The sequence below is a fragment of the Azoarcus sp. PA01 genome (genome assembly GCA_001274695.2).
GTDB lineage: Bacteria > Pseudomonadota > Gammaproteobacteria > Burkholderiales > Rhodocyclaceae > Aromatoleum.
In genome coordinates, this window is record LARU01000002.1 from 110,572 (window position 1) to 136,617 (window position 26,046).

The window sequence follows — 26,046 nt, forward strand, 5'->3', positions numbered from 1 at the left end:
GGCAAACCGCATGCCCGGAGCGCAGCAGCATCACGGCGTAAATGACATCCGGGAGAAGTGCATGATCGCCACCGGCGTTGTAATGCTTACATGCGCCGACGCATCCCGAGGGCGGGAAGCGGCAGCAGCGCTTGGCACGCGCCGGGCACGGAAGCTGCCTGTCGTCATTACCGCGGCGCGAGCCGCCTGCCTTCAAAGGACGACGATCATGGCCTTATCGACGATACTCATCATCCTGCTGGTGTTGCTGGTGATCGGCGCGCTCCCTACCTGGGGCTACAGCAGTTCCTGGGGCTACGGTCCGAGCGGACTGCTGGGATTGATCCTGGTTGTACTTCTGGTGCTCGCGCTGCTCGGAATGTTATAGAGCCAGCGTCGTGTCGCACACGCAAACAAAAACCGGACCCCTAGGGGTCCGGTTTTTTTCGGGGCGGGCACGATTTCATGCGTCCCCGCCTCATCGGCAGCGGCGCCTTCAGTGAGTTGAACCGCTCGGTTCCGAAATGCCGCATACCGCTTCGCCGGCAGGCTGCACGCCTTCGGTGTTCGCGATGTCGGCAAGCGCGACGATCCCGACGAGCCGCTTGTTGCGATCGAGCACGACCAGCCGATGAATCTGCTCGTCACCCATGTTGCGTGCAACGTGAGCGATATCCTCGTCTTCGAAGCAGTATTTGACTTCCTTCGTCATCACATCGCGGACACGCGTGTCGGGACTCTTCCCGGCCGCCACTGCGCGCACCGTGATGTCGCGGTCGGTCACCATGCCGATGAGCTTTTCGCCGTCGTTGACCGGAAGCGACCCCACGTTCCATTCCGCCATCATGCGTGCTGCGTCCTCGATGGTCTGCTCGGGATCGAGCATTCGTACGTCCATCGTCATTGCCTCGCTTACTTGCATGATCCACCTCCTCAATCAGGAAGCAGGCACTGCCTGCGTCCCTGCTACGGTGCAAAAGCGGTGCCTGGAAACGCCGCTGCCGATCCCGGCCGGCAGTACGGGCACGGCCTTTGCCTCTGCCAACGATACCTTCCTTTCCCCCTGGAACTCATCATGAAATCAGCCCTGATCGCGATCGGCACGCTTGCTCTGGGCGCCAGCGCCCTGTATTTCCTCGATCCCGCGCGCACGCGCGGCGCCCTTTCACGACGCCTGCCGATTCCCTACCGGGGGCCGGGCGCGGCGACGATGCGCCGCTCGTCGGCCCCGGCCGAGCCGGGCGAAGTCGAAGAGCTCACCGGCACGACGATGCCGCCGCAATCGAGCCTGCCCCAATCGAACTATTGACGCCCGGAGGAGCGCGATCCGTGCTGCCGGCGTCGCTGCGACTGAACGTCGATCTCCTGCCCCAGCCCACCGAGACCACATGCGGGCCGACCTGCCTGCACGCGGTGTATCGGTACTGGGGCGAGGACATTTCGCTCGATGCGGTGATCAGGCGCACGCGCGCGCTGATCCATGGCGGCACTTACGCGGTGTTCCTCGCGTGCGACGCGCTCGCGAACGGCTTCGAAGCGACGATCTACACCTACAACCTGACGGTGTTCGACCCGACGTGGTTCCGCGACAAGGTGGACGTTGCCGAGCGGCTGCAGGCGCAGCGCGAAGTCAAGGACAACCCGCGCCTGCTGCACGCGACCGAAGGCTACCTCGATTTCCTGCGGCTCGGCGGCCGGTTGCGGTTCACGGACCTCTCGCCGCCGATGCTGCGCGGGCTGCTGCGCCGCCGCCATCCGATCATCACCGGCCTCAGCTCGACGTTCCTGTACCGCACGGCGCGCGAGTTCGGCCCGAACGACATCCCGGACGACGTGCGCGGCACGCCGTCCGGGCATTTCGTCATCATCGCGGGCTACGACCGGCCGGCGCGGCGCCTCCTCGTCGCCGACCCATACGGCCCCCACCCGTATGGCGGCATGCGCGAATACTGGATCCGGATGGACCGCGTCATCGCGTCGATACTCCTCGGCATCGTCACCCACGACGCGAACCTGCTGGTGATCTCGCCGCGAAAGCCCCCGCCTGCGGACCCGGAGCTGCCGTGAATTCACTGATCGTCGTCGAAGACCCCGACGACTGGCCGCTGGGCGAGAGCGGCCCGCCGGTTGTTCCCGCCCGCAGTTACCTGACCGATCCGGCCTACGGCGAAGACCGCTCCGCGCGCGTGTTCAACCTGTGCCAGTCGTTCCACTACCAGAAGCTCGGTTACTACGTGTCGCTGCTCGCCGAGGCGCGCGGACATCGGCCGTGGCCGCCCGCCGGTACGATCGAGGACCTGCAGTCGCAGAACCTCGTGCAGGTGCTGACGAGCGAACTCGCCCAGCTTGTCGAGCAGACGCTCGCGCCGCTGAAGTCCGCGCAGTTCGAGCTGAGCGTGTATTTCGGGCTGAACGTCGCGCAGCGGTACAACGTGCTCGCCGGGCAGCTCTTCAAGCTGCTGCAGGTGCCGCTGCTGCGCGCGCACTTCGAGCGCGTCAAAGGCCACTGGCAGACACGCGCGATCGACCTGATCGGCATCAACGACATCCCGCCGGAGCATCGGCAGTTCGCGTTCGACGCCGCCGCACGACATTTCGCGCGGCGCAGCACCGGTCCGCAGAGCGCCGCGCGGCGCTTTCGCCTCGCGATCCTGCACAACCCGGAAGAAGCGCATCAGCCGTCCAACGCCCCGGCGCTGCGCAAGTTCGCCGCGGCCGCGACCGCGCTCGGCATGCAGCCCGAGTTCATCCTGCCGGGCGATTTCGGCCGGCTGCCGGAGTTCGACGCGCTGTTCATCCGCGACACCACTTTCGTCCACCACTACACCTACCGCTTCGCACGACGCGCGAAAGCCGAGGGACTCGTCGTCATCGACGACCCCGACTCGATCCTCAAGTGCAACAACAAGGTGTACCTGGCCGAGCTGCTCGCCCACCACAACCTGCCGGCGCCGCGCACGCTGCTGATCCACCGCGACAACATCGACCAGATCGTGCCGCTGCTCGCGCTGCCGTGCGTGCTCAAGCAGCCGGACAGTTCGTTCTCGGTCGGGGTCGACAAAGTCAGCGATGAAAGGGAACTGCGCGCGAAAGTCGCCGAACTGCTCGAGATGTCGGACCTGATCGTCGCGCAGGAGTGGCTGCCGACCGAATTCGACTGGCGCGTCGGCATTCTTGACCGGCGCGTGATCTTCGTCTGTAAATACTACATGGCCCGTGGTCACTGGCAGATCATCGACCACAACAGCGAAACCGGCCGCACCGAAGGCCCCACCGAAGCGCTCGCGATCGGCGAGGCGCCCGAGGAGGTCGTGACGATCGCGCTGCAGGCGGCGAACCTGATCGGTGACGGCTTCTACGGCGTCGACATCAAGCAGAGCGGCAATCGCTGCTGCATCATCGAGATCAACGACAACCCGAACGTCGACGCGGGCAACGAGGACGGAGTGCTGAAGGACGCGCTCTATCGCGAAGTGATGGGCGTGTTCCTGCGCCGCCTGGAACAGGACCGAAGTGGAGGAACTCCGACATGAGTCCGGAACACCCGACCGGCGCCCGCACCGGCCCGCACAGTGGGCAGAGCGGTGCGAACCGCACTGAGGTGCTGGACGCGTTCGGCGGTTATGGCGTCGAGATCGAATACATGATCGTCGACCGCGACGGGCTCGACGTCCGCCCGATCGCGGACGAGTTGCTGTGCCTCGGTGCCGGACATCCCGCGGCCGACGTCGTGCGGGGCGACATGGGATGGTCGAACGAGCTCGCGCTGCATGTGCTGGAAGTCAAGAATCGCGTCCCCTCCGCGACGCTCGACGGACTGCCCGAAGCGTTCCATGCCGAGATCGCCGCGATCAACGCGCTGCTCGGGCGACACGGCGCGCAGCTCCTGCCCGGCGGGATGCATCCGTGGATGGACCCGCACACCGAAACCCGGCTGTGGACGCACGAGAACTGCGCGATCTACAGCACTTACGACCGCATTTTCGACTGCCGCCGTCACGGCTGGGGCAACCTGCAGAGCGTGCACCTGAACCTGCCGTTCGGCGACGACGAACAGTTCGCGCGCCTGCACGCCGCGATCCGCCTGGTGCTGCCGATCCTGCCGGCGCTCGCGGCGAGCTCGCCGATCGCCGACGGGCGGCTGACCGGCTTCATGGATTACCGCCTCGAAGTGTATCGCGACCACCAGCGCCAGCTGCCGTCGTCGATCGGCGAATGCATTCCGCGCCCGAGCGCGTCACCGGCCGAATACCGCGCGCAGATCCTCGCGCCGATGTACCGCGAGGCGGCGGAATACGGCGACGGCGGCGTGCTGCAGCACGAATGGCTGAACGTGCGCGCGGCGATTCCGCGCTTCGAACGCAACGCGATCGAGATCCGCGTCCTCGACGTGCAGGAATGTCCGCAGGCCGACCTGGCGATCGCCGCCGTGACCGCGGCGCTGGTGCGGCGCCTCTACGATTCATACCGCACCGCTCCCGACGCCGACGCGACGATCCGCACCGCGGCGCTGGTGGCGACGTTTCGCGCGTGCCTCCACGACGCCGAGCGAACACCGATCGACGACGCGAGCTATGTCGCGCAACTCGGCCTCGACTGCGGCGCGTGCCGCGCGCACGAGCTGTGGTCGCGCCTCATCGACATGCTGGTTGCCGAGGACCGGCTCGCGCCGCGCTGGCACGCCCCGCTGCAACTGATCCTCGAGCGCGGCACGCTCGCGCGCCGCGTCGTCGCCGCACTCGGCGAAGACGCCGGTCGGCTGCAGATGCGCGAGGTCTATCGGGAGCTCGGCGAATGCCTGCGCGACAATCGCCAGTTCGAGCCGACCGCGTAGCATCCGCCGCAGCCGATGCGCCCGGGAGCGCTGACCGGGTCGCGTTCGTCGTTTCCTGCGAGCACGGCGGCAACCGCGTGCCGGCGCGCTACCGCGAGCTGTTCGTGGCAGCGCAGGCCGCGCTCGAGAGCCACCGCGGCTACGACCCGGGCGCGCTCACCATCGCACGTGAGCTCGCGCGAACGCTCGGGGCCCCACTCGTCGCGGCGACGACCACGCGCCTGCTCGTCGACCTGAACCGCAGTCCGGGCCACCCCGGGCTCCACTCGGAATGGATTCCCGCGGCGCCGCCGTCGCTGCGGGCGGACATCCGCGTCCGCCACTATCTGCCGTACCGGCGCCGAGTCGAAGAACTCGTCGCCGACTGGATCGACCGCGGAAACCGGGTCGTCCATGTGTCGAGCCACAGCTTCACGCCCGTGCTCGACGGCGCCGTGCGAAACGCCGACGTCGGCATCCTCTACGATCCGGGCCGCGCGGGTGAAGTGGCCTTGAGCGCACGCTGGATCGCGGCGCTGCAGGCGCGCGCGCCGCACCTGAAAGTGCGGCGCAACTACCCGTACACCGGAAAATCCGACGGATTATGCGCGTGGCTGCGGCGCCGTCACGCAGCCGCCGACTACGTCGGCCTCGAGCTCGAAGTCAATCAAGGGCATGTCGCGCCCGGGCGCGCCGAGTGGCGCGCGCTGCGGGCGGCGCTCACCACTTCGCTCGCCGAGGCGCTGGAGCGGGAGAAATGCGCTTAGCCCGCGGTCGGCACATGACGACGCGGAGTCGTCGACACGGTGTGGCGTTCATGACGCGCCGGGACGATCGGACGCCGCGCACCGCGCGCGCCGAGAAGGCCGCCACCGGCGCCGGCCAGCAGCGACAGCAGGATCGCCGCGCTCAGCCACGCACTTGCCGCCGACGCAGTCCGCGCCACGTCGATGCGCTCGCCGCCGGCCTGCGCATCCGCGCCGGACGGCGAACGGCCGGTCAGCGCCAACGCCTGCTCGGCGGCACGATTGGCCTGGTCCGGACTCATGCCGAAACGGTTCTGTAGCAAATCGACGGTGGCCGCACGATCGCCGCGTTCGAGACTCGACAGCAGTTCGCCTACTGCGGAGTCACCCGGAGCGCCGGCTGCCGAAGCTGCCGCCGTCGTCGCGGTGTTCGCCGCCATGCCGAACATTCCGCCGAGCGCGTTGCCGGTAACCGACCCGGTGAGGATGGCAAAGAACAGCATCGTCGCTCCCCACGAAACCACGCCGTGCAACATGCCGTCGGAAGTGCGCCGCAGGCCGGACGAGCGGGAAGCCACGTAACCGCCGATGAACGCTGCGATCAGCATGCTGACCGTGTTCCATGTGGCGGCGGCGATCGAGATGCTCTCTCCTTCCGGGCGCTCCCCGGCGCCGACGACCGCGAGCCCCGCGGCGATACCGATCAGGACGAACAGCACATGCACGCCCAAACCGACAGCGAAGCCGGCGATCACCGCACCCCAGCGGATGCTGTACAGCGGAGTGCCTTCCGGCTCGATGGTTACGCTGCTCACCCGTGCAGGGTCCATGCTTCTGGTTTCCGATCTGATTTCCATGGTCTGTCCTTCCGTTTGTGAGGGTGAAATGCCCGTCCGCGAGCGGACGCGTGATTCCATCAGCAACATCCGTACCGCCCGCCGAAACCCTGGCGGAGCGGGCAAAACTCCCCAAAACGGGTGGTCGAATGACCTTCTGCAAGCGCAATTCTTACGCCGCGCTGTAACTCCTACTTACGCCGCCACCCCTGCCTCACACCGACGTCATTGCTTCGCAACTGTTCTTGCACCGCTCGCAGGCGAAAATGCATTCCTCCATCTCGTCCAGGTCGCGGCAGCTGCTGATGCACGCATCACAAATGTCGGCGCACACTGCGCATACCTGGCGATGCAGCGTCGAGCCGGTCGCCATCACGTTCGCGGCCGCCTGACAGATCTCCGCGCAGACGATCAGCGTGCGCAGATGTCCAGGCTCGACATGGCGGCCGCCTTTTTCGAGACAGTGGCCGGTCGCCATGCCGAGGCAGACCATCTGGCAGCGCCGGCACAGCTCGATGCAGGCAAGCATTTCAGGCGATCGCGTGGTTTGTTGGGACATTGAAACCTCCTCGGGCAAAGGCGCGGCACGGGTGCCGGTGACGCGGGCTGCTGCAATCGGCGTACCGGCATGCCGCGTTCGCGGCGGTTCGTCAAGGAAGCGCTGATTTATTCCGTTCGCCCTGAGCTTGTCGAAGGGCATTCCCTGCAACAACAAGGGCTTCGACAGGCTCAGCCCGAACGGTTTTGATTTAATCAGCGCTTCCTCAACCGTTGACGATCTCGCCGCCGTTCGGATGCAGCACCTGCCCCGTCATGTAGCTCGAATCGCTGCTCGCGAGGAAGATGTAGCTCGGCGCGACCGCGTCGGGCTGGCCGGGGCCGCCCAGAGGCTGCTTTTCGCCGAAATGCTCGACTTTTTCGGCGTCGAAGCTCGCCGGGATCAGCGGCGTCCAGATCGGTCCGGGGGCGACGGCATTGACGCGGATGCGGCGCTTCGCGAGCGCCTGCGCAAGCGAGCGCGTGAACGACACGATCGCGCCTTTCGACGCCGAATAGTCGATCAGATGCGAGCTGCCGCGGTACGCCGTCACCGACGTCGAATTGACGATGCAGGCATCCTCTTTCAGGTGCGCCAGCGCGTAACGCGTCAGGTCGAACATCGAGAACAGGTTGGTGCGGAACGTGCGTTCGAGCTGCTCCCGCGAGATCGCCGTGAAGTCCTCCTGCGGGTGCTGTTCAGCGGCGTTGTTGACCAGGATGTCGAGGCGGCCAAACTTCGCGATCACTTTCTCGACGACGTCCGCGCAGAACGCCTCGTCGCCGACGTCGCCGGCCAGCAGCAGGCACTTCGCCCCCTGCGCCTCGATCTGCCGCTGCGTATGTTCCGCGTCCTCGTGTTCGCACAGATACACGACCGCGACGTCGGCCCCTTCCTTCGCGAAGCCGATCGACACCGCGCGCCCGATGCCGCTGTCGCCGCCAGTGACGATCGCGGTCTTGCCGGCGAGCTTGCCCGAGCCGCGGTAATGCTTCATGTCGTCTTCGGGGCGCGGCACCATCGGCTCTTCGTGCCCCGGCTGAGTGTCCTGGTGCTGTGCTGGAATCTGCTCAACGGTGGTCTGATCGCTCATTGCAAGTCTCCGCGTGCGAATCGCGCCGCGTCGCGGCCCGTGGCCTGCGATTCATCGAGTGGTCAGCGCGCTTCGCCGAGGACGACCGTCTGCAGCCAGGCGCGGATCTGGCGCACGTGGGCCTTTTCGTTGTCGCGCGCGCTGTGGAACTGGGGCAAGAACTGGTCCTGATCGGCTTCCGCCGTCAGGCTGATCAGCAGCTCCCAGCTCGCGTCGTCGGCGAGTTCGGCGATCAGCATCGCTTCGAGGCAGTGGACGAGCGTCGTGCGCGGGTCGGTGAGAACCTGCATCAGGCCGCTGATCGCGAGCGCCGACACCGCTGCAGCCGGCGTCTGCGCAGTCGAGTCGGCGCCGAGCGAATCGAGCGCGGACGCCAGCACGTGCATGTGCGCGAGCTCGTCATCGCGCAGGCGCTGCAGATCGTCGATCGAGAACGGCATCCGCTGGTGCGGCGCGAGCGCGGACGCCTTGTCGATGAGCGCCTGGTAGAGGCGTACACCGATCCGTTCGAAAGCGAGTCTTTCGCCGAGCTTGTCGACGAGCACTTCGGGCTTTCTCGCCCCGAGCTTCGACACCACGGCGGTGAAGGCGCTGGTCAGCACGCCCGGCATCGGCACCGAACCGATGCGTTCGGCTTCGACCGCGTAGTCGCTACGCACGGCGGCGATCTCCCGGCCGTCGGGCATCTCGTCGGAAGCCCTCGCTTCTTCCGGCACCCGTTCGTCCGCATACAGCTGCATGCTGTGGACCGACAACGGTGAAGACTGTGCACCGGTGCGATTGAAACCCGGTTCGGTGCCGTCATCCATGATCTTTCCTTCCGCACACTCAGGTTCGTCGAAGAGCCACCTCAGCAGCGGGTGGATGTCGCGTGTCGAGTTCATGCTGCTTTCAGCGACCGGTTGAGTTCGGTGCCCGAGGTCCAGTGATAAGCCGTCGCCACTCGCGTCGAAGGCGACCCGTCGGCGTTGATCCTGCGGCGGTATTCGCGGGATAGCGGGCTTTCGCGGGCGAGCTTGACGAAATCAACACCGTTGGCACGCACGTCGACTTCGGCCGCCAGCACGTCGCGGACGAAGTCGCGCTGGCTCTTGAACTCGAGCGGCGGCGGCAGCGTCCGCGCCAACACTTCGGCCGGGTCGCGCTTCTCGTATCGTCTGAACAGGTCGCACACGTGGTGCAGATGGCCGAGTTCGTAGTCGCAGAAACGCTCCCACATTTCGCGGATGCGCGGATTGCTCTCGGACTGGGCGCAGCTGTAGTAGCCGTAGACTTCAGTCGCCTCGTGAAGCAGCCACAGTTCCAGGAAGCTTTGCCGCGGGTCCAGCAGCGAGCCGTACTGGGTCGCGTGCTGCTCCTCGACCGACGCGATCTCCGCGTACAGCTGACGCGCGACCGGGTCGGCGAACATCGGGCCGATCGTCATGTAGTAGTCGTGCGTCTGGTATTCCGCGGCGGTGATCAGCGTCGCATGTAACTTCGTCAGCAGCGTGGCGTCGCGCCCGTGCGGCAGCCGCAGGTCGTCGACCGGCGCGCGATGTCCGTCGACGGTCGGACGACCGGGGGCGATGTCGGTGTGCCCCTGCAGGATGTTGTTCGCATCCTTGCCTTCGAGCCGGTCGAGGAGCGCCGAGTAGCGGTAGAGGTGGTCGAAATCCTCTAGCAGCCCGAAGCGATAGACCTGAGCGAGATACGGGTCCCGTTCGCGCTGGGCGACTGCAGCGGTCACTTCGACGGCGACCTGCTCATACGCGATCGTCGTCTCCAGCGGCGAGTGATCCGCGGACAACAGACAATTCACCGCCGTCGCCTGGTGCTGCTCGATGCGGCGGATCTGGGCGAGCGACTGTCGCAGTTCGCTGTTCATGCGCATTCCCATATGCGACAGCCGCAGCGCGTCGAGCTCGAGCGCGTTCATGAGGAGAATGCGGACGCGCGTGAAAGCCTCGTCGTCGAGTTTGCTGATCGGCTTTCCCGTCATGTCCTTCCACGTCAAAGACTGCTTGTCGATCTGCACCCCTTTGTTTTCCAGCAGGTCCACGGCAATTTCCTCCGGGCGATGACATTTCGGGAGGCGCGCGCCAAGCAGGCTCGCGCCTCGTCACGAAAAATCTTGCAAATCCCGTGCCTACGGTATCCGCAAGTATCGGCACGCACGGCGACCGGGCCTCGCGTGATCTGCGTGGGAATTAAAACCACGTCCATCTTTTTGCGCGCCGTTGTCGCGCAACGGTCGTGGGAATTTTCTCCACGTCTGCTGTAGAAATTACAAGCGCGAGTAAGAAATATGCGGCGCCTGCCGGGCAATGCGCCAGCGTCGACAAGTGAAACAACTCGCTCGGCAAACAGGCAAGGAGGTTGCTAAGGTGAGTTTGTTGGCGCTGCGGTGTTGCGCGACACGAACAACAATGACGGACAGGAGAGTCATCGTGCAGACGATTTCGCCACTCCCACTCTCACTCCCCGGCACCGCGCTACCCGTCAACCCGACAACTTTCCGTTTGCCAACAGCGGCCGCAGACGGTCGTCGGGAAGCAAGAGACAGGCCGTCGCGCTTCACGCGTCCCCAGCGGCCGCCCCGAACGGCCGGCCTGTCGCTGGCGCTGGCGTTGTTCGCCGCCGCGAGCGCGTGCCCCGCCGCGCCGGGAGTCGCGCTGCAGGCCGGAAGCTACGACTCGGTCGATAGCGTCGGGGTTCAGTGGCTGCTGCCGGTCTGGTATCGCACCGACTGGAACAACTGGCGCATCGCCAGCCACCCGGAAGTCCAGCTGAACCTCCTCCGCAGCCATTCGGACAAAGCGGCGCAGGCCGGCGCTTTTGCGACGTTCCGCATCTCTCCGATCCGCACCGGCGCGTACCCGTATTTCGAGGCGGGCCTCGGTCTGAACCTGTTCTCGGAAAAGAAAGTCGGACGCCGGAATCTGGCCACCCGCTTCCAGTTCGGCGAACTGATCGGCGCCGGCATCGCCTGGGGAGGCCGGGCCGGGCACGAAGGCGAGACATCGGTCGGCTTGCGGCTGAGCCATTATTCGAACGCCGGGTTGAAGCAACCGAATCACGGCATCGAAGTGTTCCAGCTCACCGTCAGCCATCGCTTCTAGCTTCTAGCAAGACGCCCCCACAACCGTTCGCCCTGAGCCCTTCGACTTCGCTCAGGACAGGCTTGTCGAAGGGCGCTGCCAGGGCTTCGACGAACTCAGCCCGAACGGTATTTGGGGGGTGATAGCCCGCGCCGGCTGGAAATCATCCCGTGCACACGCCGTGTCAGCTTCCCGGCAGCGACGCCGCGATTTCCGCGAGTGCGGCGAGCGGAATGCGGACCCATTCCGGGCGATTGTCGAGTTCGTAGCGCAGTTCGTAGAGCAGCTTCTCGATGACGAACAGCGTCACGAAATCCGCCGCGACGGCTGTATCCGGCGGAACCGAAGGCAGCGGCGCGACGACTTCGTGGTATGCCTGCAGGAAGCTTCGCACCACCCCGTCCTTCCATTCGAACAGCGCGCGCGCGAGCGCGTCGGCGTGTTCGGGGCGCGCCTGGAGGTGGTGGTATCCGACCGTGCGTACCGCGTAGTCAAACGAACGCAACATGCCGGCTACGTCCCGCAGCGGCGAATGCCGGTATCGCCGCTCGTCGATCGGCCGGGCCGGCTCGCCCTCGAAATCGACGATGACGAAATCGTTCTGCACGATCAGCACCTGCCCGAGATGCAGGTCGCCGTGCAGCCGCGTTTTGACGAGGCCGGGTGAAGCCAGCTCGAGCCCGGCGAGGCGCGCGATCAACGGACGATGCGCCGTCAGCACCTGCCGCGCCTCGCTGCGGACGCGCTCGTCCAGGCGCGGCAACGCCGCTTCGAGCAGGCCCAGGGTGCGCTCGACATCCCTGATCACCTGAGCCCGCCACGCTTCGACTTCCGCGTCGCCGAGCGGCTCCGGCGCGAATGCCGGATCAGTGCCGTGCGCGAATGCCGCATGCATCTCGCCGATGCGCCTTCCGAGCGTCTGCGCGAGCAGCAGATAGACCCGGTCCATCCCCTCGGCCTCGGCTTCGTCGACCGCCGCGGCAGGCCAGGTATCGGGAGAAAAAAGCCGATCCAGGTGATTCAGCGTGTAATCCCACGCGTTGCCCTGGTTATCGACGAATTCCTGCAGCATCGCCAGCGCCGCCGCCCGACCGTCGGGGGCGACGTATTCAACCGAACCGGCGACCGCGGCGACGCGTGAAAATTCCGGGACGCTGCCGAGGAAATAGCCGATTTCGATTTCCGGGTTCGTGCCGAACTGCAGGCGCCGATAACCTTTCAGGTACAGCCGCGAGCCGAAGAACACGCCGGTGTTGGTCTGCTCCTGCAGCGGCTGGCGGACCTCGTCGTCGAGCGCCTCGGCAAGCCGCGCGTAGTGTTCGCTCGCGGTGCAGCGCAAGCTGCCGTGGCCGAGCGGCTGCGGCCCGCCTCCGCCGATGCTCTGGCCGAGCGCCCGGCAATACACCGGGTCGATGAACGCGTCGTAGAGAATGCCGATGCGCGCTTTCTCGCGAACGCGGGCGAGCGCCGCCGCACCGAAACGATCGATCGGGTTGTCACCGGCCGTCTCCCACGCGATGCCGAGCGGCAGGAAATACAGGTGCGACGATCCACCGGCGAGGCTGACTTCGAGCAGCGCGAGCAGCCAGTTGCCGCCGCCGGCAGCCCACTCCTGCTCCTCGACGACTTCGATGCGCGTCACCGTCTCGCCTTTCGCGGCGAACCACCGCCGTGCCTGCAGGTACGGCAGCAGCACTTCGTTCTGCAGCTGGTCGCGGCTGCGCGTGGCGATCGCGCGGCGCACCGCGCTGCCACCCTCGTGACCGCGGAAGAACGTGCGCCAGCCCTCCGTGAGCACGAGCATCGGCAACTCGGTCTGCGGCAGCCGCTCCTCGTGCCAGTTCGGCGCCGGCGCATCGGCCGACAGCTCGAAGGCGAAAAAACCGTGGCCGGCGAGCGTCAGCAGATACGGCAGCTTACCGACCGGCGGAAACGGCACGCGGCCGACGATCTCGACCGGCACGCGGCCTTCGAAGCGCGCGAGGTCGAGTTCGACCGCCTGCGGCGTGCGCGCGAGATTCGCGACGCACAGCACGCTCTGGTCGCGATATTCGCGCAAGTAGGCGAGCACCTTGCGGTTGCCCGGCTCGAGGAATCGCAGCGTGCCGCGGCCGAACGCGCGCGAGCCGTTCCTCATCGCGATCAGCCGCCGCGTGAAGTTCAGCAGCGAATGCGGATTGCGCGCCTGCGCTTCGACGTTGATCGCCTGGAAGCCGTAAATCGGGTCCATGATCGGCGGCAGGTAGAGCTGCTGCGGGTCGGCGCGTGAAAACCCGGCGTTGCGGTCCGGCGTCCATTGCATCGGCGTGCGCACCCCGTCGCGGTCGCCGAGAAAGACGTTGTCGCCCATGCCGAGTTCGTCGCCGTAATAGATGATCGGCGAGCCGGGCATCGTCAGCAGCAGGAAGCTCATCAGCTCGATGCGGTCACGGCTGTTCTCGAGCAAGGGTGCGAGACGCCGGCGGATGCCGACGTTGATGCGCATGCGCGGGTCGTTGGCGAAGAACTGCCACATGTAGTCGCGCTCGCGGTCGGTGACCATCTCGAGCGTCAGCTCGTCATGGTTGCGCAGGAAGATCGCCCACTGGCAGTTGTCGGGGATGTCCGGCGTCTGGCGCATGATGTCGACGACCGGGAAGCGGTCTTCCTGCGCGACCGCCATGAACAGCCGCGGCATCAGCGGGAAGTGGTACGCCATGTGGCATTCGTCGCCGTCGCCGAAATACTCGCGCACGTCCTCCGGCCACTGGTTCGCTTCGGCGAGCAGCACGCGGCCGCGGTAGTGCGCGTCGATGCATTTGCGGATCTCGCGGATCACGTCGTGCGTTTCGGCGAGGTTCTCGTTGTTCGTGCCTTCGCGCTCGCGCAGGTACGGAATCGCGTCGAGGCGGAAGCCGTCGACGCCCATGTCGAGCCAGAAGCGCATCGTGCGCAGCACCGCTTTCAGCACGTTCGGGTTCTCGAAGTTGAGGTCCGGCTGATGGCTGAAGAAGCGATGCCAGTAGTACGACTTCGCGACGGGATCCCACGCCCAGTTCGACGTCTCGGTGTCGGTGAAGATGATGCGCGTGCCACTGTATCGCGTCGGATCGTCGCTCCACACGTAGTAGTTGCGCTTCGACGACCCTGCCGGTGCGCGGCGCGCCGCCTGGAACCACGCGTGCTGGTCCGACGTGTGGTTGACGACGAGCTCGGTGATGACGCGCAGCCCGCGCCGGTGCGCTTCGCGGACGAATTGCCGGAAATCGGCACGCGTGCCATACGCCGGCAGCACGCCATGGTAGTCGGCGACGTCATAGCCGTCGTCCTTCAGCGGCGACGGATAGAACGGCAGCAGCCAGATCGTGTTGACGCCGAGGTCGCGGATGTAATCGAGCTTGCGCGTCAGGCCGTTGAAGTCGCCGACGCCGTCGTCGTTGGCGTCGAAGAACGCCTTGACGTGCAGTTCGTACACCACCGCATCCTTGTACCAGAGCCCGTCGTCGGTTTCCTTGTCCGGCGCGGCCATTGCGGGCAACAGATCCATCGTCGACGGCCCTTACAGGAAGTAGTCGAAATCGCGTTCGCTGCGCACGCGACGGCGCAGCACGAAAAGGTGCGCGGGAACGCGCTGCGGGTCGAGCCGCACGAAGTTGCGCGCGCTGCTCCACAGGTAGCGCGCGCCGGACAGCAGGTCGTGCATTTGAAAGCCCGTCCCCGGCGTAATGCCCAACGCGTCGAGGTCGAGTTCGAGCCACCCCGAATGCACGTTGTGCGGATCGAGATTCGCGACGACGATGATGATGTTGTCGCCTGCCTCGGCCGTCTTCGAATACGCGATCAGCTGGTCGTTGTCGATCGGCAGGAAACGCAGCGACGTGTTGTCATGCAGCGCCGGGTTGTCGCGGCGTGCGCGGTTGACGCGCCCGATCAGCGCGGCGAGGCTGTCGGCCCGGTCGAGGTCCCATTCGCGCAGCTGGTATTTCTCGGAGTTGAGGTACTCCTCGCTGCCCGGCTCGCGCGGCATGTGCTCCATCAGCTCGAACGCCGGGCCGTAGATGCCGTAGGTCGCCGCGAGCGTCGCCGCAAGCACGAGGCGCACGACGAAAGCCGGCCGGCCGCCCAGCTGCAGATATTCGGGCAGGATGTCGGGCGTGTTGGGCCAGACGTTCGGGCGGAAGTAATCGGCGCCGGGGCCATGCGCGAGCTCGGTGAAATACTCGGTGAGCTCGGCGCGCGTGTTGCGCCACGTGAAGTACGTGTACGACTGCGTGAACCCGAGCTTCGCGAGCCGGTGCATCACGCGTGGCCGCGTGAAGGCTTCGGCGAGGAAGATCACGTCCGGATGATCGCCGCGAATGCTCGCGATCGCCCATTCCCAGAACGGAAAAGCCTTGGTGTGCGGGTTATCGACGCGGAAGATCCGCACGCCTTCTGCGATCCAGTGGCGGAAGATGCCGGCGAGCGCTTCCCACATCGCCTGCCAGTCGCCGGTCTCGAAGTCGAACGGATAGATGTCCTGGTATTTCTTCGGCGGGTTTTCGGCGTACTGCACTGTCCCGTCGGGCCGGCGGCGGAACCACTCCGGATGCTCGGCGACCCATGGATGGTCCGGCGCGCACTGCAGCGCGATGTCGAGCGCGAGTTCGACGCCGTGTTCGCGCGCGCGCGCGATCAGAAAGCGCAGATCGTCGACCGTACCGAGCAGCGGGTGCACCGCGAGATGCCCGCCTTCCGCGGCGCCGATCGCCCACGGGCTGCCGACGTCGTCCGGCCCGGCGACGAGCGCGTTGTTCGGTCCCTTGCGCCGCTCGCGGCCGACCGGATGGATCGGCGGCAGGTACAGCACGTCGAAGCCCATCGCGGCGATGTCGGCGAGACGATCGGCGCAGCTGCGCAGCGTTCCGTGCGCGCCGGCGACTGCTGCGGTCGAGCGCGGAAAAAGCTCGTACCACGCGCCAAAGCGCGCGAGCGGACGGTCGATGTCGAGCGGCAGAATCGGGTGGACGGCGGCGAAGCGGCGATCCGGATGGCGCGCTGCGATCTCACCGAGTCGCGCATCGAGCCCGAGCGCCTTGAGCGCGTTCGGGTCCGCGCGTTCGGCCTGGCTCGCGTCGCGCAGCCGCCGCGCCCACCCCGCGAGCCGCTCGCGGTCGTCGCCGATCGTCGCGCGTTCGGCAGTCTCCTCGATCAGGTCGGCGCCGATCAGCCCTGCCATGCGGATGTCGTCGAGCTCGATCCGCCGCGTCAGATCCCGGCGCCACGACTCGAACGCATCGACCCACGCGGTGACGGTGTACCAGCACCGCCCGACCTCGCCGAGCCTGATCCGGGCGCGCCAGCGGTCGTTGCCGATCGCCGTCATCGGCACGGCGTGCCACTGCTCGTCCGGGTCGCGCCGCCAGCACAGCATCGCGAGCACCGCGTCGTGGCCATCCGCGAAGCAGTCTGCCTCGACGTCGAACTCGTCGCCGGCGACGCGCTTGACGGCAAAGCGACCGCCGTCGACCTGTGGCGTGACCGCCTCGATGACGGCGCGAATCCGCCCTTCGTCCGGCACGCGGCGCGCATCCTCGACTATGTCAGCGGTCCGGGTGCGCATCGTCGACCTCCGGACTCAGGAACAGCACCGCCAGCGGCGGCAACGTCAGCGTCAGCGACTGGTAATGGCCGTGCGCGGGCACCGGCACGGTTTCGACGCCGCCGAGGTTGCCCGCGCCGCTGCCGCCGTACAGCGTCGCGTCGCTGTTGAGGGCTTCGCGCCAGAAGCCGGCGCGCGGCACGCCGAGCGTGTAGTTCGGTCGCGTCACCGGCGTGAAATTGCATACGACGAGGACGATCGCGCCGTCGCGCGACTTGCGCAGGAACGACAGCACGCTGTTTTCGCTGTCGTCGCTGTCGATCCATTGGAAACCGGCTTCGTCGAAATCAAGCTCGTGCAGCGCGGCGCGCTCGCGATACAGCCGGTTCAGGTCGCCGACCCACTGCCGCAGGCCGGCGTGTTCCGGCTGCCCGAGCACCCACCATTCGAGTTCGCCCTCGTGCGTCCATTCGCGCCGCTGGCCGAACTCGCCGCCCATGAACAGCAGCTTCTTGCCCGGATGCGCCCACATGTAGCCGAACAGCGCGCGCACGCCGGCGAACTGCTGCCAGCTGTCGCCGGGCATCTTGCCGATCAGCGAGCCTTTGCCGTAGACGACTTCGTCATGCGACAGCGGCAGCACGAAGTTCTCGTGGAACGCGTACCAGATCGAGAACGTGATCCGGCCGTGGTGGAACTTGCGGAACAGCGGGTCGTGGCGGAAATAGTCGAGCGAGTCGTGCATCCAGCCCATGTTCCATTTCATGCCGAAGCCCAGGCCCCCGACATACACCGGGCGCGACACCATCGGCCATGCGGTCGACTCTTCGGCGATCGTCTGCACGCCCGGGTGGTCGCGATACACCGCCTCGTTGAGCCGCCGCAGGAACGCGACCGCGTCGAGGTTCTCCCGGCCGCCGTAGCGGTTCGGCACCCACTCGCCGTGCTGGCGTCCGTAGTCGAGATACAGCATCGACGCGACCGCATCGACGCGCAGTCCGTCGATATGGAAGCGTTCGAGCCAGAACAGCGCCGACGACAGCAGGAACGCGCACACTTCGTGGCGGCCGTAATTGAAGATGCACGAATGCCATTCCGGGTGGAAGCCTTGGCGCGGGTCCGCATGTTCATACAGGTAGGTGCCGTCGAACTCGGCCAGGCCGTGTGCATCGCTCGGAAAATGCGACGGCACCCAGTCGAGGATCACGCCGACGCCGGCCTGATGCAGCGTGTCGATCAGGAACATCAGGTCGTCGGGGGTGCCGTAGCGCGCCGTCGCGGCAAAATAGCCCGTGGTCTGGTAGCCCCACGAGCCGTAGAACGGATGCTCCGAGAGCGGCATCAGTTCGACATGCGTGAAGCCGCACTCGACGACGTATGCGGCGAGCTGCGGCGCGATCTCGCGATAGCCCGGCAGCGCACCGTCCGGCCCGCGGCGCCACGAGCCGAGATGCAGTTCGTAGATGCTGAACGGCGCATCGAGCGCGTTCGCGCGAGCGCGCCCGGCCATCCACGCGTCGTCGGCCCAGCGGTGCGCGCTGCGCCACGCGCGCGAGCCGGTCGCTGGCGGCACTTCGGCATACTGCGCGAACGGGTCGGCCTTCTCGGCAACGCGCCCGTCATGACCCGCGACGCGGTACTTGTAGATGTCGCCGGGCGCGACGCCGGCGACGAAACCTTCCCAGATGCCCGAACCGTCGTCACGCGCGCGTAGCACTGCCGCATCGTCGCGCCACGCATTGAAGCTCCCGATCACCGATACCGCGCGTGCGTTCGGCGCCCACACGGCGAAACGCGCGCCAGCGTCGTCGAGCTGGCAGCCGAGCTTGTCGTAGAGGCGCCCGTGCGAGCCTTCGCGGAACAGGTAGATGTCGTGTTCGGAGAGGCGGCTGTGCGTCGTCGTAGCGTCCATCCATCCCCCCTGCTCAGCGGATCCGTTCGATCGCGGCGCCCGTCCTGGGGACCGCCGAGCCGGTCGCGCGCGTGCCGTTGCGCATCGCCTGCAACGCGCGGCGCTCCTCCTCGATCTCGCCCGCGGTGCGCACACCCAGGCGCCGGAACAGCGGCAGCGGCGGGCACCAGCCCTGCAGCGCATGCTGCAGCAGGAACGCGCCGACGAGCGCGGGCAGCGCCAGGAAGCGGCGATCGACGAACAGCGCCAGCGCGGTCCCGGCGAGCATCACCGACGCCGCATTCGCCTCGAGCGTGCGCTCGATGTCCCACTCCTCGTCCAGCTCCGCGAGGCGCCGGTCGATCTGCGCCGGCCCGCCGAGCGACGCGCGCTCGATGTTCTCCCGGGTGAGCTGCCGGATGCGCTGGTTGATGTGGGCGGCGGTGTGCGCGGGGACGCGGTCTACGGTCGATGACAACATGGCTGCCTCCTGAAAGCTGAAAGCGGTGAGGACGGACGCGAACGGGCACTTGCGCGGCAACGTTGCGCCGTCGCGGCCCTGTCGCCGTTCGCAAGCGCCGTGCCTTGCGTCGCCGGCGGGTCAGGCGACTTCGAGCCAGTGCAGGCTGAACAGCGGCGCCGCGTCGGTCCAGTATCTGCGCGGCACGAAGCCGGCCTGTTCGGCGAGCGAGCGGAACCCGTCGATGGTGTACTTGTAGGAATTCTCGGTGTGCAGCGTCTCGCCGGCGGCGAAACGGAATTCCCGGCCGGCGACCCGCACCCGCTGCGCGGCGAGACTGACCAGATGCATTTCGACGCGCCGCGCGAGCGGCTGGTAGAACGCGTAATGGGCGAAACCGTCGTCGGCGAAGTCCGCGCCGAGCTCGCGGTTCGCTCGCGCGAGCAGATTCTTGTTGAACGCCGCCGTGACGCCTTGCGAATCGTTGTAGGCGGCATGCAGAAGCGCCGGATCCTTGACCAGGTCGACGCCGATCAGCAGGCCCCCGCCGTCCAGCAAAACCGCCGCCATGCCGAGGAATTCGGCGGCCTCTTCGGGCGCGAAATTGCCGATCGTCGAACCGGGGAAAAAACCGACACGGCGCTGCACCCCCGACATGCTCTGCGGAAGATCGAACGCCTGCGTGTAGTCGGCGACGACCGGCCGAATCCCGAGCCGCGGGTAATCCGCACTCAGCCGCTTCGCGGCCTGCTGCAGATGTTCGCCCGAGATGTCGACCGGAACGTAGGCACGCGGCCGTTGCAGCGCATCGAGCAGCCGCCGCACCTTGCGCCCGGAACCGGCGCCGAACTCGACGAGTTCGACGTCCGGACCGATGAGCCCGGCCAGCTCGGCTGCGTGGCGTTCGAGAAGCGCGAATTCGACGCGGGTCGGGTAATACTCCGGCAGCGTGCAGATACGATCGAACAGCGCCGAGCCTTCGGCGTCGTAAAAAAACTTGCACGACACGTGTTTCGGCGTCGCCGCGAGGCCGGCAAGCAGCGCACTGCGGAAATCGTCGTCCCCGGCCCGGTCCGGCAGGCGATGCCGCGCCCCGTCCGTTGTCGGTGCTTTCCACAACGGGCTTTTGCCCGGGTCACTCATCTGCATCGGCGTCCCCTCGCAGTCATTCGGCACTGGCCGCGGAACGGGCCGACCGCCTCGGGCGCATGGCAAAACCGTGACCCGGTTTTTCCAGTGTAGTAAGACAGGCGCTCAAGCCAACCGGCAGCATCGCGCCACGCCGGCCTACCTGCGCTCCCGCTCGCGCTCGCCCGGGGACTTGTTCAAGTCGCCCCGCAAGGCCGGACCGTTCATGTCGGGCCAGTTGTTGTCGTCGAAACCCCGGCTCGTGTCGAACCCTTCGCGCGACTCCTTGAGCACGATCTTCTCGTCATCCGTCGAAAACTCGAACGACGACAGCGGAAGCGGAACCAGCTTGTCGTCGGCGTTCCACGCCTTGTCGAGATCGAGCACGGCATACGGCACCGTTCCGTCGGCGAGGCTCACGACGAGATCCTTGATTTCGCCGGCGTTGCGTTTCTCGCGGTCTTCGACCTCGACGTCGAGCAGCTTGCTGGCCTGCATCAGTTTCGGATTCGGTCCGGTTTCGGCGGGCCGATCGGTCTTGAAATACTCGTCGACGCTGCGGCGATACGAATCGACCCCCCAGTCAGGCCAGGGGCCGGGGCCGAACCCGGGAGCCGCTTCGAGCCGCGAGCGTTCGATGTCGAGTATCAGCTCGTCCTTGCCCGGCCCCCACCGCAACATGCTAACCGGATAAGCAAAGAGCTTGTCGGCGATCCCCGCGATGCCGCCGAATGACAGCACTGCGTAATGCGCCGTCCCGTTTCGCACATCCACGATGAGGTCCTTGATTTCGCCGAGCTTTTCGCCCACCGGATTCTTGACTTCGGCGCCGATCAGCTTGCTTGCCCGCGCCACACGCGACTGGGCCGTTGCGGCGCCCGGGGCAGCGGCTGGCGGCGCTTCGCGCGTCGAGGTCGCGGGCGGCGCCGGACGTTCTTCGGCAGCGTGCCCCAGGTAGGCGGGCAGCCCGACGGCCGTCGCTACGATCGCCGCGATCAATTTGCGTTTGGTCTTTGCATTCATATTCATCTTGATCCCTCCTCATGACTGAGTGCGAGGGAGCGCGACCCCCTGCCCGGGTCGGGCTTCCGGCCCCTGCACCGAACCGGAGAAGCAAGCGGAAGGCCCGACCGTCATTCGCCGGGCACAATTGTCTTGCGATCCCGCATGCAACAACTACACGGCCGTGTAAGAAGCACCTGCGGCCCGTCCGGCGCGGCGGGAGCCCGCGCGCCGGCTGCGGCAGCGTCCGGCCGATTCGGCCCGGCATCCGGCTTGCAGCAGCGCGAGCCCGGCTTTAGCAGGAAACCCGAATGCCCCCTCCCTTGCTGGAAGTTCTGCAGCCGCGCACGATCGTCGTGTTCCGCGCGCTGCAACTGGGCGACATGCTGTGTGCCGTGCCGGCGCTGCGCGCGTTGCGGGCCGCCTGTCCGCACGCGCACATCACGCTCGTCGGCCTGCCGTGGGCTGCGGCGTTCGCCGCCCGCTACCCGCGCTATCTGGACGATTTCGTCGCCTTTCCGGGCTTTCCGGGCCTGCCGGAACAGCCTCCCGATTCCGCCGCGCTGTCCGAGTTCGTGGGTGGGATGCGGGCGCGGCGAGCCGATCTGGTGATCCAGATGCATGGCAACGGGACGATCACGAACCCGCTCGTCGCGCAGTTCGGCGCGCGGTTCAACGCCGGTTTCGACGCTGGCGGCAGTGGCGACGGGGGGTTCCTGCGGTATCCCGACGAGGGTGCGGAGATCCGGCGCCTGCTGGCGCTGCTGCGCTTTCTCGGCGCCCCGCCTGTCGGCGAGCACCTGGAGTTTCCGCTGACTGGCGCCGACCACGCCGAACTCGTTGCGAGCGGCGTCGCCGAAAGCTTGCGGCCGAACGGGTACGTTTGTCTGCACGCTGGCGCCCGAGCAGTGGAACGGCGCTGGCCGCCGGAGCGGTTCGCCGCGGTCGGCGATGCGTTGCACGACGAGTGCGGGCTGCCGCTGGTGCTGACCGGCTCGCAGTACGAAACGTCGATCACCGCTGCGGTGAAGGCTGCGATGCGCACTCCGGCTGTCGACGCTGCGGCGCCGATCTCCGCCGGCGCCCTCGCGGCCCTGCTGGCCGGCGCGCGGCTGCTGGTGTGCAACGACACCGGCGTCGCGCATCTCGCCGCGGCCCTGAAACTGCCGTGCGTGATCGTCTTTCGCGCGTCCGAGATCGCCCGCTGGGCACCGCTCGATCGCGCGCTCCATCGGCCGGTCTGGGCGCCAATGCGCGATCGAGCGGCTCAGGGCGGTGGCGACGAAGACCTCAACGAGGTGCTGGCGCAGGCACGCGCGCTGCTGGCGATGCCTGCGCATCGCGCCACAGCTCCAGCACCCGCTTCGTGAACTTCGCCGGTCTCGCCGTGCGGCCGAAGCACCGCGATCGCCGCGACTTCAGCGAAACGTGGGGTGGATCGCAGGCTGCCGAACTCGTCATCGTACCTCCAGCTTCGTGCGCAACACGCGCGGCGCATCGACGTCACGCCGCGGGACCGTCGTCGCGAGCTCCTGGTGGTAGGCGCCCGACGGGATGATGCCGCAGCCGCCGTCGCGCGCGAGGACCCGCAGCTGCGCGAACACGTCCTCGCCGCAGTGCTCGGGGGGCAGCTCGCGCCAGAATTCGAATCCGCCCGCAGCCTCGAGCTTCTCGCGGTCGAACAGCACGCAGCCACCGACCCACGCAACACGATAGAGGCGCTGCCGCTCCGGCGTGAGGCCGAGATTGGTCTGCACGTGGTACAGGTTCGCGGCGTTGTGCAACTCGTGGCGCGCCCACGCCGGACTGTCCGGCAGCACCTCTTCGGGCTCGACCGGACCGTCCCAGAATTCGATGCGCTGCTGGTGCGGCCGCCGGTCCGCAGCATGACTCAGGCCGATCAGGGCGCTGCCGACAAACCCGCAACCCTGCTCCCGGATCGCCTTCAGCAAACGCTCGACGAGATCCGGCTCGACGACGACGTCATCGTCGAGAAACAGCACATACGGCGCCTGCGCCTGCGCGAGCAGGAAATGGCGCTGCTCGGCGAGGCCGCGGCGCGGCAGATGACGGTGGAACTCGACGACGTGCCCTTTCGCGGCGAGAAGCCGCACGACCGCCTGCACTTCGGAGGCCGCCTCGGCGCTGTCCCGCTCGCCCTGGTCGGACACCACGATGCGCAGCGCACCGCTGCGCTGGGCGAAAAGCGAAGTCAGCGTCACGGCGAGCGCGGCGGGCCGGTCGCAAGTCGGGATCAGCACATCGACCGCGAACGGCGTGTTCGCCGGCGCCGCATCGTTCGCCGAGCGCGAGCGGCGGTACAGCTCGGGATTCAGCGACGGATCGTTGTACATCTTGAACTGCCGGTAGGTCCTGAAGCGCGCGACGCCGCAGCGCGCTTCGTGCAGCAGTCGGTCGAGACAGGCCGCGAGGTCCTTGCGCTGCGCGACCAGCGTCACGAGCTTGTCGGCGCACCGCTGCATGTGCTCGGCGCCGGCTTCGCGACGCTGCGACGCCTGTCGCATGTGGTGGATCTTCAACGCCAGGATCGACAGCCGATCGATGATCGCGCCCGCGGTCTCGCTCGACAGCCGCGCATCATGAGCGGGCGCCGGCACGACGCGCTCGAGGGCCGCAAGAAGGCAGTCGTCCAGCGCCTCGACGGCGTCATTGCGCCGCTGGTTCAACGCATCGATGTTGCGCTTGCAACGCACGATCTCGCTGTCCGGCACGTCGCTGCGGCGCGCCCGATCCTCTTCGCGCCACAACGCCGTGTTGCTGCGGTGGTTTTCGTCGATCCACTGCCACCAAGGGGCGGGTTCGGCAGGCCATGGCGCGTCCCGCCCGGCAAGGAAACCATCGTGAAACGCGACGATCGAATCGGCCTGCAGTTCGAAGCGGGCGGCCGCCTCTGCGGGGCCCGTGGCAGGGGCTGCGGTTCCCTCAGCCAAGTTTGCCAATCTCCGCAGACACCGAGACGGGACTGTCATACTGCCGATCCGGGATCCGCTCGAGCGCGTCCATCACGTTCGCGTCGGCGCCTTTCTTGCGTGCCTGTTCGACCAGCTCTTGCTTCCCGACCGGGTAATCCAGGCCGCCGAGAAATTTCTGCACCTGAACCGGGTTCGGCACCGCTTGTCCAGACGTCGTTTCGTCTTTCTGCTGGCTCGCCATGATCGTCTCCTGGAGTGGCACTGGGCCAGCTTCGGGCAATCGGAATGCCCGCGGCGCTCCCTGCCCTGCCCCAAGATTCCCCGCCTCCGGCCTGAAGACCGTTACAACACCACCGCCAACCTTACACGGTCACCGCCCCGCGATCTCCCGCGCGATCTGGCACCCGTTCGCGATCTCCGCCATGAGACCGGGCGATTCGATGCCGAGGAGGTGAATGAGTCCCGGCACGCCATGCCGATCGGGTCCGTCGATGCGAAAATCCGCATCGGGCATGCCGGGGCCGGCGATCTTCGGTCGCACCCCACCAGCGGCGAATCGCGGCGTAAAAACGCTGCGCCCGTGCCGGATCGAGGCACAGGCGGGGGTGCCGAGCCATTCGGCGTCGGGCCCGAATTTCGCTTGACTGCCCAGATCGAGCGTCAGATGAACCGCGGGCTCGGGATCGGACAGATCAGGCAACACGAGGCGCCCCACCTCATGCCCACAGCCACAGGTCCAGGAGCGTGGTAAGGCGGCGGCGAACGAGCGTCCGCTGGTGCCCCGAAGCGATTCGCCCAGGCTGTTTTGGCGCCTCTGTCGCGTGTTTTTACAGTCGACTGCAAGGACAGTCGCGACCTACCTGGTAAGAACATGATTTAACGCCGTTTCCTACAGGGGCACTTTTTATGCTGACCGCTACGCATGCAGGAAAATCGCCCCACTCGCGCGTTGCATCGGCAGACCTCGGGCCCTATCTGGAAGATGAGCGGTTTGCGGCGCGTGACGGATATCTCTCTTTAAACCGCATGGACACCGCTACACGCGCGCGGACCGGCGTCCCATCAGCTTGCGCAGGTTTACGACACGCGTGACTATACGGCTCGTTCTGGCTGACCATCACCCCATCGTGCTGGATGGGCTCAGGGGACTGTTCGCGCGGGAGCCGGACATCCAGGTGCAGGCGTGCTGCACCACCGGCGAGCAGGCGCTGCACGCGGCGATGGATCATTGCCCCGATGTCCTGCTGCTGGACAACGGACTGCCGGACATGAACGGCATCGACGTGCTGCAGAGGCTACGCTCACTCGCATCGTCCTCCCATGTGGTGCTCTTTGCCGATACCATCACCGTCGCTCAGGCGACGGCAGCGCTCCGCCTCGGCGCGGACGGCATCCTCCTCAAGGAGGTTCCGTCGCGACTCGTCGTAAACTGTGTTCGCAAAGTACATGGCGGCGGGCGCTGGATCGAGACAGGCTCAGTGAGCAGGGCGTTCGACCGTTTGGTCGGGGGCAGGGCGGGCGGCGGGGAGGCGCTGGAAAAGATTTCCACGCGAGAGCGGGAAATCATCCGTCTGGTTGTCACCGGCATGAGCAACAAGCAGATCGCCGCCCGCCTTTTCTTGAGTGAAGGCACGGTGAAGAGCCACCTCCACCATATCTACCGCAAGCTCAACGTGCACACGCGCCTGCAATTGGCGGCGTACGCGCAGGACAATGATCCGGTCTGAGGTCTCGGTCGGCGTATTCGTTCCACTGACACAGTCGTCCCATCGCTTGACGATAATCGGCAGGGTCAAGCCGCCTGACAAGCTCGGGAGCGAACTCGAAAGAGGTTCATTCGCGGACGGAGTCGAGATCGGATCTGCATTCAGTGGCAGCGCGACGCCTGGTTGAACAAATACGGCAGCGCGCTTCAATTGTGCCCTTCGATATACGGGAATCCACCTTCCGATAGATCGAGTTTCGAGTTCGACACAACTAGGCTGCT

Annotated in this window: 24 protein-coding genes; 9 read left to right on the forward strand and 15 right to left on the reverse strand. The window is 66.7% G+C overall.

Annotated features, from left to right (window positions below; all coding sequences use genetic code 11):
* Positions 1–208 precede the first annotated feature (208 nt).
* Entirely contained in the window at positions 209–367 is a 159-nt protein-coding gene (locus PA01_01600; protein KON82232.1) for a DUF3309 domain-containing protein, read from the forward strand.
* 108 nt (positions 368–475) lie between these two features.
* Here PA01_01600 and PA01_01605 read toward each other — a convergent pair whose 3' ends face one another.
* A complete protein-coding gene (locus PA01_01605; GenBank protein ID KON80513.1) occupies positions 476–901 on the reverse strand; it encodes a CBS domain-containing protein in 426 nt (141 codons plus the stop codon).
* A gap of 153 nt (positions 902–1,054) precedes the next feature.
* Here PA01_01605 and PA01_01610 point away from each other — a divergent pair, with 153 nt between their 5' ends.
* The 5 genes from PA01_01610 to PA01_01630 are packed head-to-tail and all read left to right on the forward strand — an operon-like array spanning position 1,055 to position 5,559.
* On the forward strand, positions 1,055–1,288 hold the full coding sequence (locus tag PA01_01610; protein ID KON80514.1) for a hypothetical protein: 234 nt from the start codon (positions 1,055–1,057) through the stop codon (positions 1,286–1,288).
* A 20-nt stretch (positions 1,289–1,308) separates the two neighbouring features.
* Complete coding sequence (locus PA01_01615; protein KON80515.1) at positions 1,309–2,046, forward strand: C39 family peptidase; 738 nt, start codon at positions 1,309–1,311, stop codon at positions 2,044–2,046.
* A complete protein-coding gene (locus tag PA01_01620) occupies positions 2,043–3,512 on the forward strand; it encodes a RimK family protein (GenBank protein ID KON80516.1) in 1,470 nt (489 codons plus the stop codon). The genes PA01_01615 and PA01_01620 overlap by 4 nt, the downstream gene beginning before the upstream one ends.
* Positions 3,509–4,813 carry a glutamate-cysteine ligase family protein gene (locus tag PA01_01625; protein ID KON82233.2) on the forward strand — a complete coding sequence of 435 codons (1,305 nt, stop codon included), beginning with the start codon at positions 3,509–3,511 and terminating at the stop codon, positions 4,811–4,813. The genes PA01_01620 and PA01_01625 overlap by 4 nt, the downstream gene beginning before the upstream one ends.
* On the forward strand, positions 4,774–5,559 hold the full coding sequence (locus PA01_01630; protein KON80517.1) for an N-formylglutamate amidohydrolase: 786 nt from the start codon (positions 4,774–4,776) through the stop codon (positions 5,557–5,559). The genes PA01_01625 and PA01_01630 overlap by 40 nt, the downstream gene beginning before the upstream one ends.
* Here PA01_01630 and PA01_01635 read toward each other — a convergent pair.
* The 5 genes from PA01_01635 to PA01_01655 form a co-directional block, all read right to left on the reverse strand.
* Positions 5,556–6,395: a hypothetical protein gene (locus PA01_01635; GenBank protein KON80518.2), complete on the reverse strand. Its 840-nt coding sequence runs from the start codon at positions 6,393–6,395 to the stop codon at positions 5,556–5,558. The genes PA01_01630 and PA01_01635 overlap by 4 nt on opposite strands.
* Before the next feature lie 193 nt (positions 6,396–6,588).
* A complete protein-coding gene (locus PA01_01640; protein ID KON80519.2) occupies positions 6,589–7,074 on the reverse strand; it encodes a four-helix bundle copper-binding protein in 486 nt (161 codons plus the stop codon).
* A 64-nt stretch (positions 7,075–7,138) separates the two neighbouring features.
* A complete protein-coding gene (locus PA01_01645; GenBank protein ID KON80520.1) occupies positions 7,139–8,005 on the reverse strand; it encodes an SDR family oxidoreductase in 867 nt (288 codons plus the stop codon).
* 62 nt (positions 8,006–8,067) lie between these two features.
* Positions 8,068–8,889 (reverse strand): ferritin-like domain-containing protein, encoded by an 822-nt coding sequence (locus PA01_01650; protein KON82234.2) that lies wholly within the window; start codon positions 8,887–8,889, stop codon positions 8,068–8,070.
* On the reverse strand, positions 8,886–10,046 hold the full coding sequence (locus PA01_01655) for a hypothetical protein (GenBank protein KON80521.1): 1,161 nt from the start codon (positions 10,044–10,046) through the stop codon (positions 8,886–8,888). The genes PA01_01650 and PA01_01655 overlap by 4 nt, the downstream gene beginning before the upstream one ends.
* A gap of 568 nt (positions 10,047–10,614) precedes the next feature.
* Between PA01_01655 and PA01_01660 the strand changes: the two genes are divergently transcribed.
* Positions 10,615–11,106 carry an acyloxyacyl hydrolase gene (locus tag PA01_01660; GenBank protein KON82235.2) on the forward strand — a complete coding sequence of 164 codons (492 nt, stop codon included), beginning with the start codon at positions 10,615–10,617 and terminating at the stop codon, positions 11,104–11,106.
* A 163-nt stretch (positions 11,107–11,269) separates the two neighbouring features.
* Here PA01_01660 and treS read toward each other — a convergent pair whose 3' ends face one another.
* From treS to PA01_18440, 6 genes are all read right to left on the reverse strand, one after another.
* Complete coding sequence (gene treS / locus PA01_01665) at positions 11,270–14,611, reverse strand: maltose alpha-D-glucosyltransferase (GenBank protein ID KON80522.2); 3,342 nt, start codon at positions 14,609–14,611, stop codon at positions 11,270–11,272.
* 12 nt (positions 14,612–14,623) lie between these two features.
* Complete coding sequence (locus PA01_01670; protein ID KON80523.1) at positions 14,624–16,666, reverse strand: alpha-1,4-glucan--maltose-1-phosphate maltosyltransferase; 2,043 nt, start codon at positions 16,664–16,666, stop codon at positions 14,624–14,626.
* Positions 16,647–18,557 carry a 1,4-alpha-glucan branching protein GlgB gene (gene glgB / locus PA01_01675; GenBank protein KON80524.1) on the reverse strand — a complete coding sequence of 637 codons (1,911 nt, stop codon included), beginning with the start codon at positions 18,555–18,557 and terminating at the stop codon, positions 16,647–16,649. Before glgB ends, PA01_01670 begins: the two co-directional genes overlap by 20 nt.
* A 13-nt stretch (positions 18,558–18,570) precedes the next feature.
* A complete protein-coding gene (locus PA01_01680; GenBank protein ID KON80525.1) occupies positions 18,571–19,017 on the reverse strand; it encodes a DUF2892 domain-containing protein in 447 nt (148 codons plus the stop codon).
* Between the two features lie 120 nt (positions 19,018–19,137).
* A complete protein-coding gene (gene egtD, locus PA01_01685; GenBank protein KON80526.1) occupies positions 19,138–20,145 on the reverse strand; it encodes an L-histidine N(alpha)-methyltransferase in 1,008 nt (335 codons plus the stop codon).
* Positions 20,146–20,283: 138 nt separating this feature from the next.
* Positions 20,284–21,153, reverse strand: a complete 870-nt coding sequence (locus PA01_18440; protein ID KAI5913007.1) for a PRC-barrel domain-containing protein — start codon at positions 21,151–21,153, stop codon at positions 20,284–20,286.
* Positions 21,154–21,437: 284 nt separating this feature from the next.
* On the opposite strand from PA01_18440, the gene PA01_01695 reads away from it, so the two are divergent.
* Positions 21,438–22,496, forward strand: a complete 1,059-nt coding sequence (locus PA01_01695; protein ID KON80527.1) for a glycosyltransferase family 9 protein — start codon at positions 21,438–21,440, stop codon at positions 22,494–22,496.
* A gap of 87 nt (positions 22,497–22,583) precedes the next feature.
* On the opposite strand, the gene PA01_18445 is transcribed toward PA01_01695, so the two are convergent.
* The 3 genes from PA01_18445 to PA01_01710 all read right to left on the reverse strand — a co-directional run bounded on the left by PA01_18445 (position 22,584) and on the right by PA01_01710 (position 24,762).
* On the reverse strand, positions 22,584–24,077 hold the full coding sequence (locus PA01_18445; protein ID KON82236.2) for a DUF4254 domain-containing protein: 1,494 nt from the start codon (positions 24,075–24,077) through the stop codon (positions 22,584–22,586).
* Positions 24,070–24,300: a DUF2795 domain-containing protein gene (locus PA01_01705; protein KON80528.1), complete on the reverse strand. Its 231-nt coding sequence runs from the start codon at positions 24,298–24,300 to the stop codon at positions 24,070–24,072. Before PA01_01705 ends, PA01_18445 begins: the two co-directional genes overlap by 8 nt.
* Before the next feature lie 129 nt (positions 24,301–24,429).
* On the reverse strand, positions 24,430–24,762 hold the full coding sequence (locus PA01_01710) for a hypothetical protein (GenBank protein KON80529.2): 333 nt from the start codon (positions 24,760–24,762) through the stop codon (positions 24,430–24,432).
* 385 nt (positions 24,763–25,147) lie between these two features.
* Between PA01_01710 and PA01_01715 the strand changes: the two genes are divergently transcribed.
* Complete coding sequence (locus PA01_01715) at positions 25,148–25,786, forward strand: response regulator transcription factor (GenBank protein ID KON80530.1); 639 nt, start codon at positions 25,148–25,150, stop codon at positions 25,784–25,786.
* Positions 25,787–26,046: the final 260 nt, after the last annotated feature.

Excerpts from the sequence above, each read along its gene's own strand:
- PA01_01600 (KON82232.1), top strand. The coding sequence starts at position 209 with ATGGCCTTATCGACGATACTCATCATCCTGCTGGTGTTGCTGGTGATC.
- PA01_01605 (KON80513.1), bottom strand. The coding sequence starts at position 901 with ATGCAAGTAAGCGAGGCAATGACGATGGACGTACGAATGCTCGATCCC.
- PA01_01610 (KON80514.1), top strand. The coding sequence starts at position 1,055 with ATGAAATCAGCCCTGATCGCGATCGGCACGCTTGCTCTGGGCGCCAGC.
- PA01_01625 (KON82233.2), top strand. The coding sequence starts at position 3,509 with ATGAGTCCGGAACACCCGACCGGCGCCCGCACCGGCCCGCACAGTGGG.
- PA01_01630 (KON80517.1), top strand. The coding sequence starts at position 4,774 with ATGCCTGCGCGACAATCGCCAGTTCGAGCCGACCGCGTAGCATCCGCC.
- PA01_01635 (KON80518.2), bottom strand. The coding sequence starts at position 6,395 with ATGGAAATCAGATCGGAAACCAGAAGCATGGACCCTGCACGGGTGAGC.
- PA01_01640 (KON80519.2), bottom strand. The coding sequence starts at position 7,074 with ATGCCCTTCGACAAGCTCAGGGCGAACGGAATAAATCAGCGCTTCCTT.
- PA01_01645 (KON80520.1), bottom strand. The coding sequence starts at position 8,005 with ATGAGCGATCAGACCACCGTTGAGCAGATTCCAGCACAGCACCAGGAC.
- PA01_01650 (KON82234.2), bottom strand. The coding sequence starts at position 8,889 with ATGAACTCGACACGCGACATCCACCCGCTGCTGAGGTGGCTCTTCGAC.
- treS (KON80522.2), bottom strand. The coding sequence starts at position 14,611 with ATGGATCTGTTGCCCGCAATGGCCGCGCCGGACAAGGAAACCGACGAC.
- PA01_01670 (KON80523.1), bottom strand. The coding sequence starts at position 16,666 with ATGCGCACCCGGACCGCTGACATAGTCGAGGATGCGCGCCGCGTGCCG.
- glgB (KON80524.1), bottom strand. The coding sequence starts at position 18,557 with ATGGACGCTACGACGACGCACAGCCGCCTCTCCGAACACGACATCTAC.
- PA01_01680 (KON80525.1), bottom strand. The coding sequence starts at position 19,017 with ATGTTGTCATCGACCGTAGACCGCGTCCCCGCGCACACCGCCGCCCAC.
- egtD (KON80526.1), bottom strand. The coding sequence starts at position 20,145 with ATGCAGATGAGTGACCCGGGCAAAAGCCCGTTGTGGAAAGCACCGACA.
- PA01_18440 (KAI5913007.1), bottom strand. The coding sequence starts at position 21,153 with ATGAATATGAATGCAAAGACCAAACGCAAATTGATCGCGGCGATCGTA.
- PA01_01695 (KON80527.1), top strand. The coding sequence starts at position 21,438 with ATGCCCCCTCCCTTGCTGGAAGTTCTGCAGCCGCGCACGATCGTCGTG.
- PA01_01705 (KON80528.1), bottom strand. The coding sequence starts at position 24,300 with ATGGCGAGCCAGCAGAAAGACGAAACGACGTCTGGACAAGCGGTGCCG.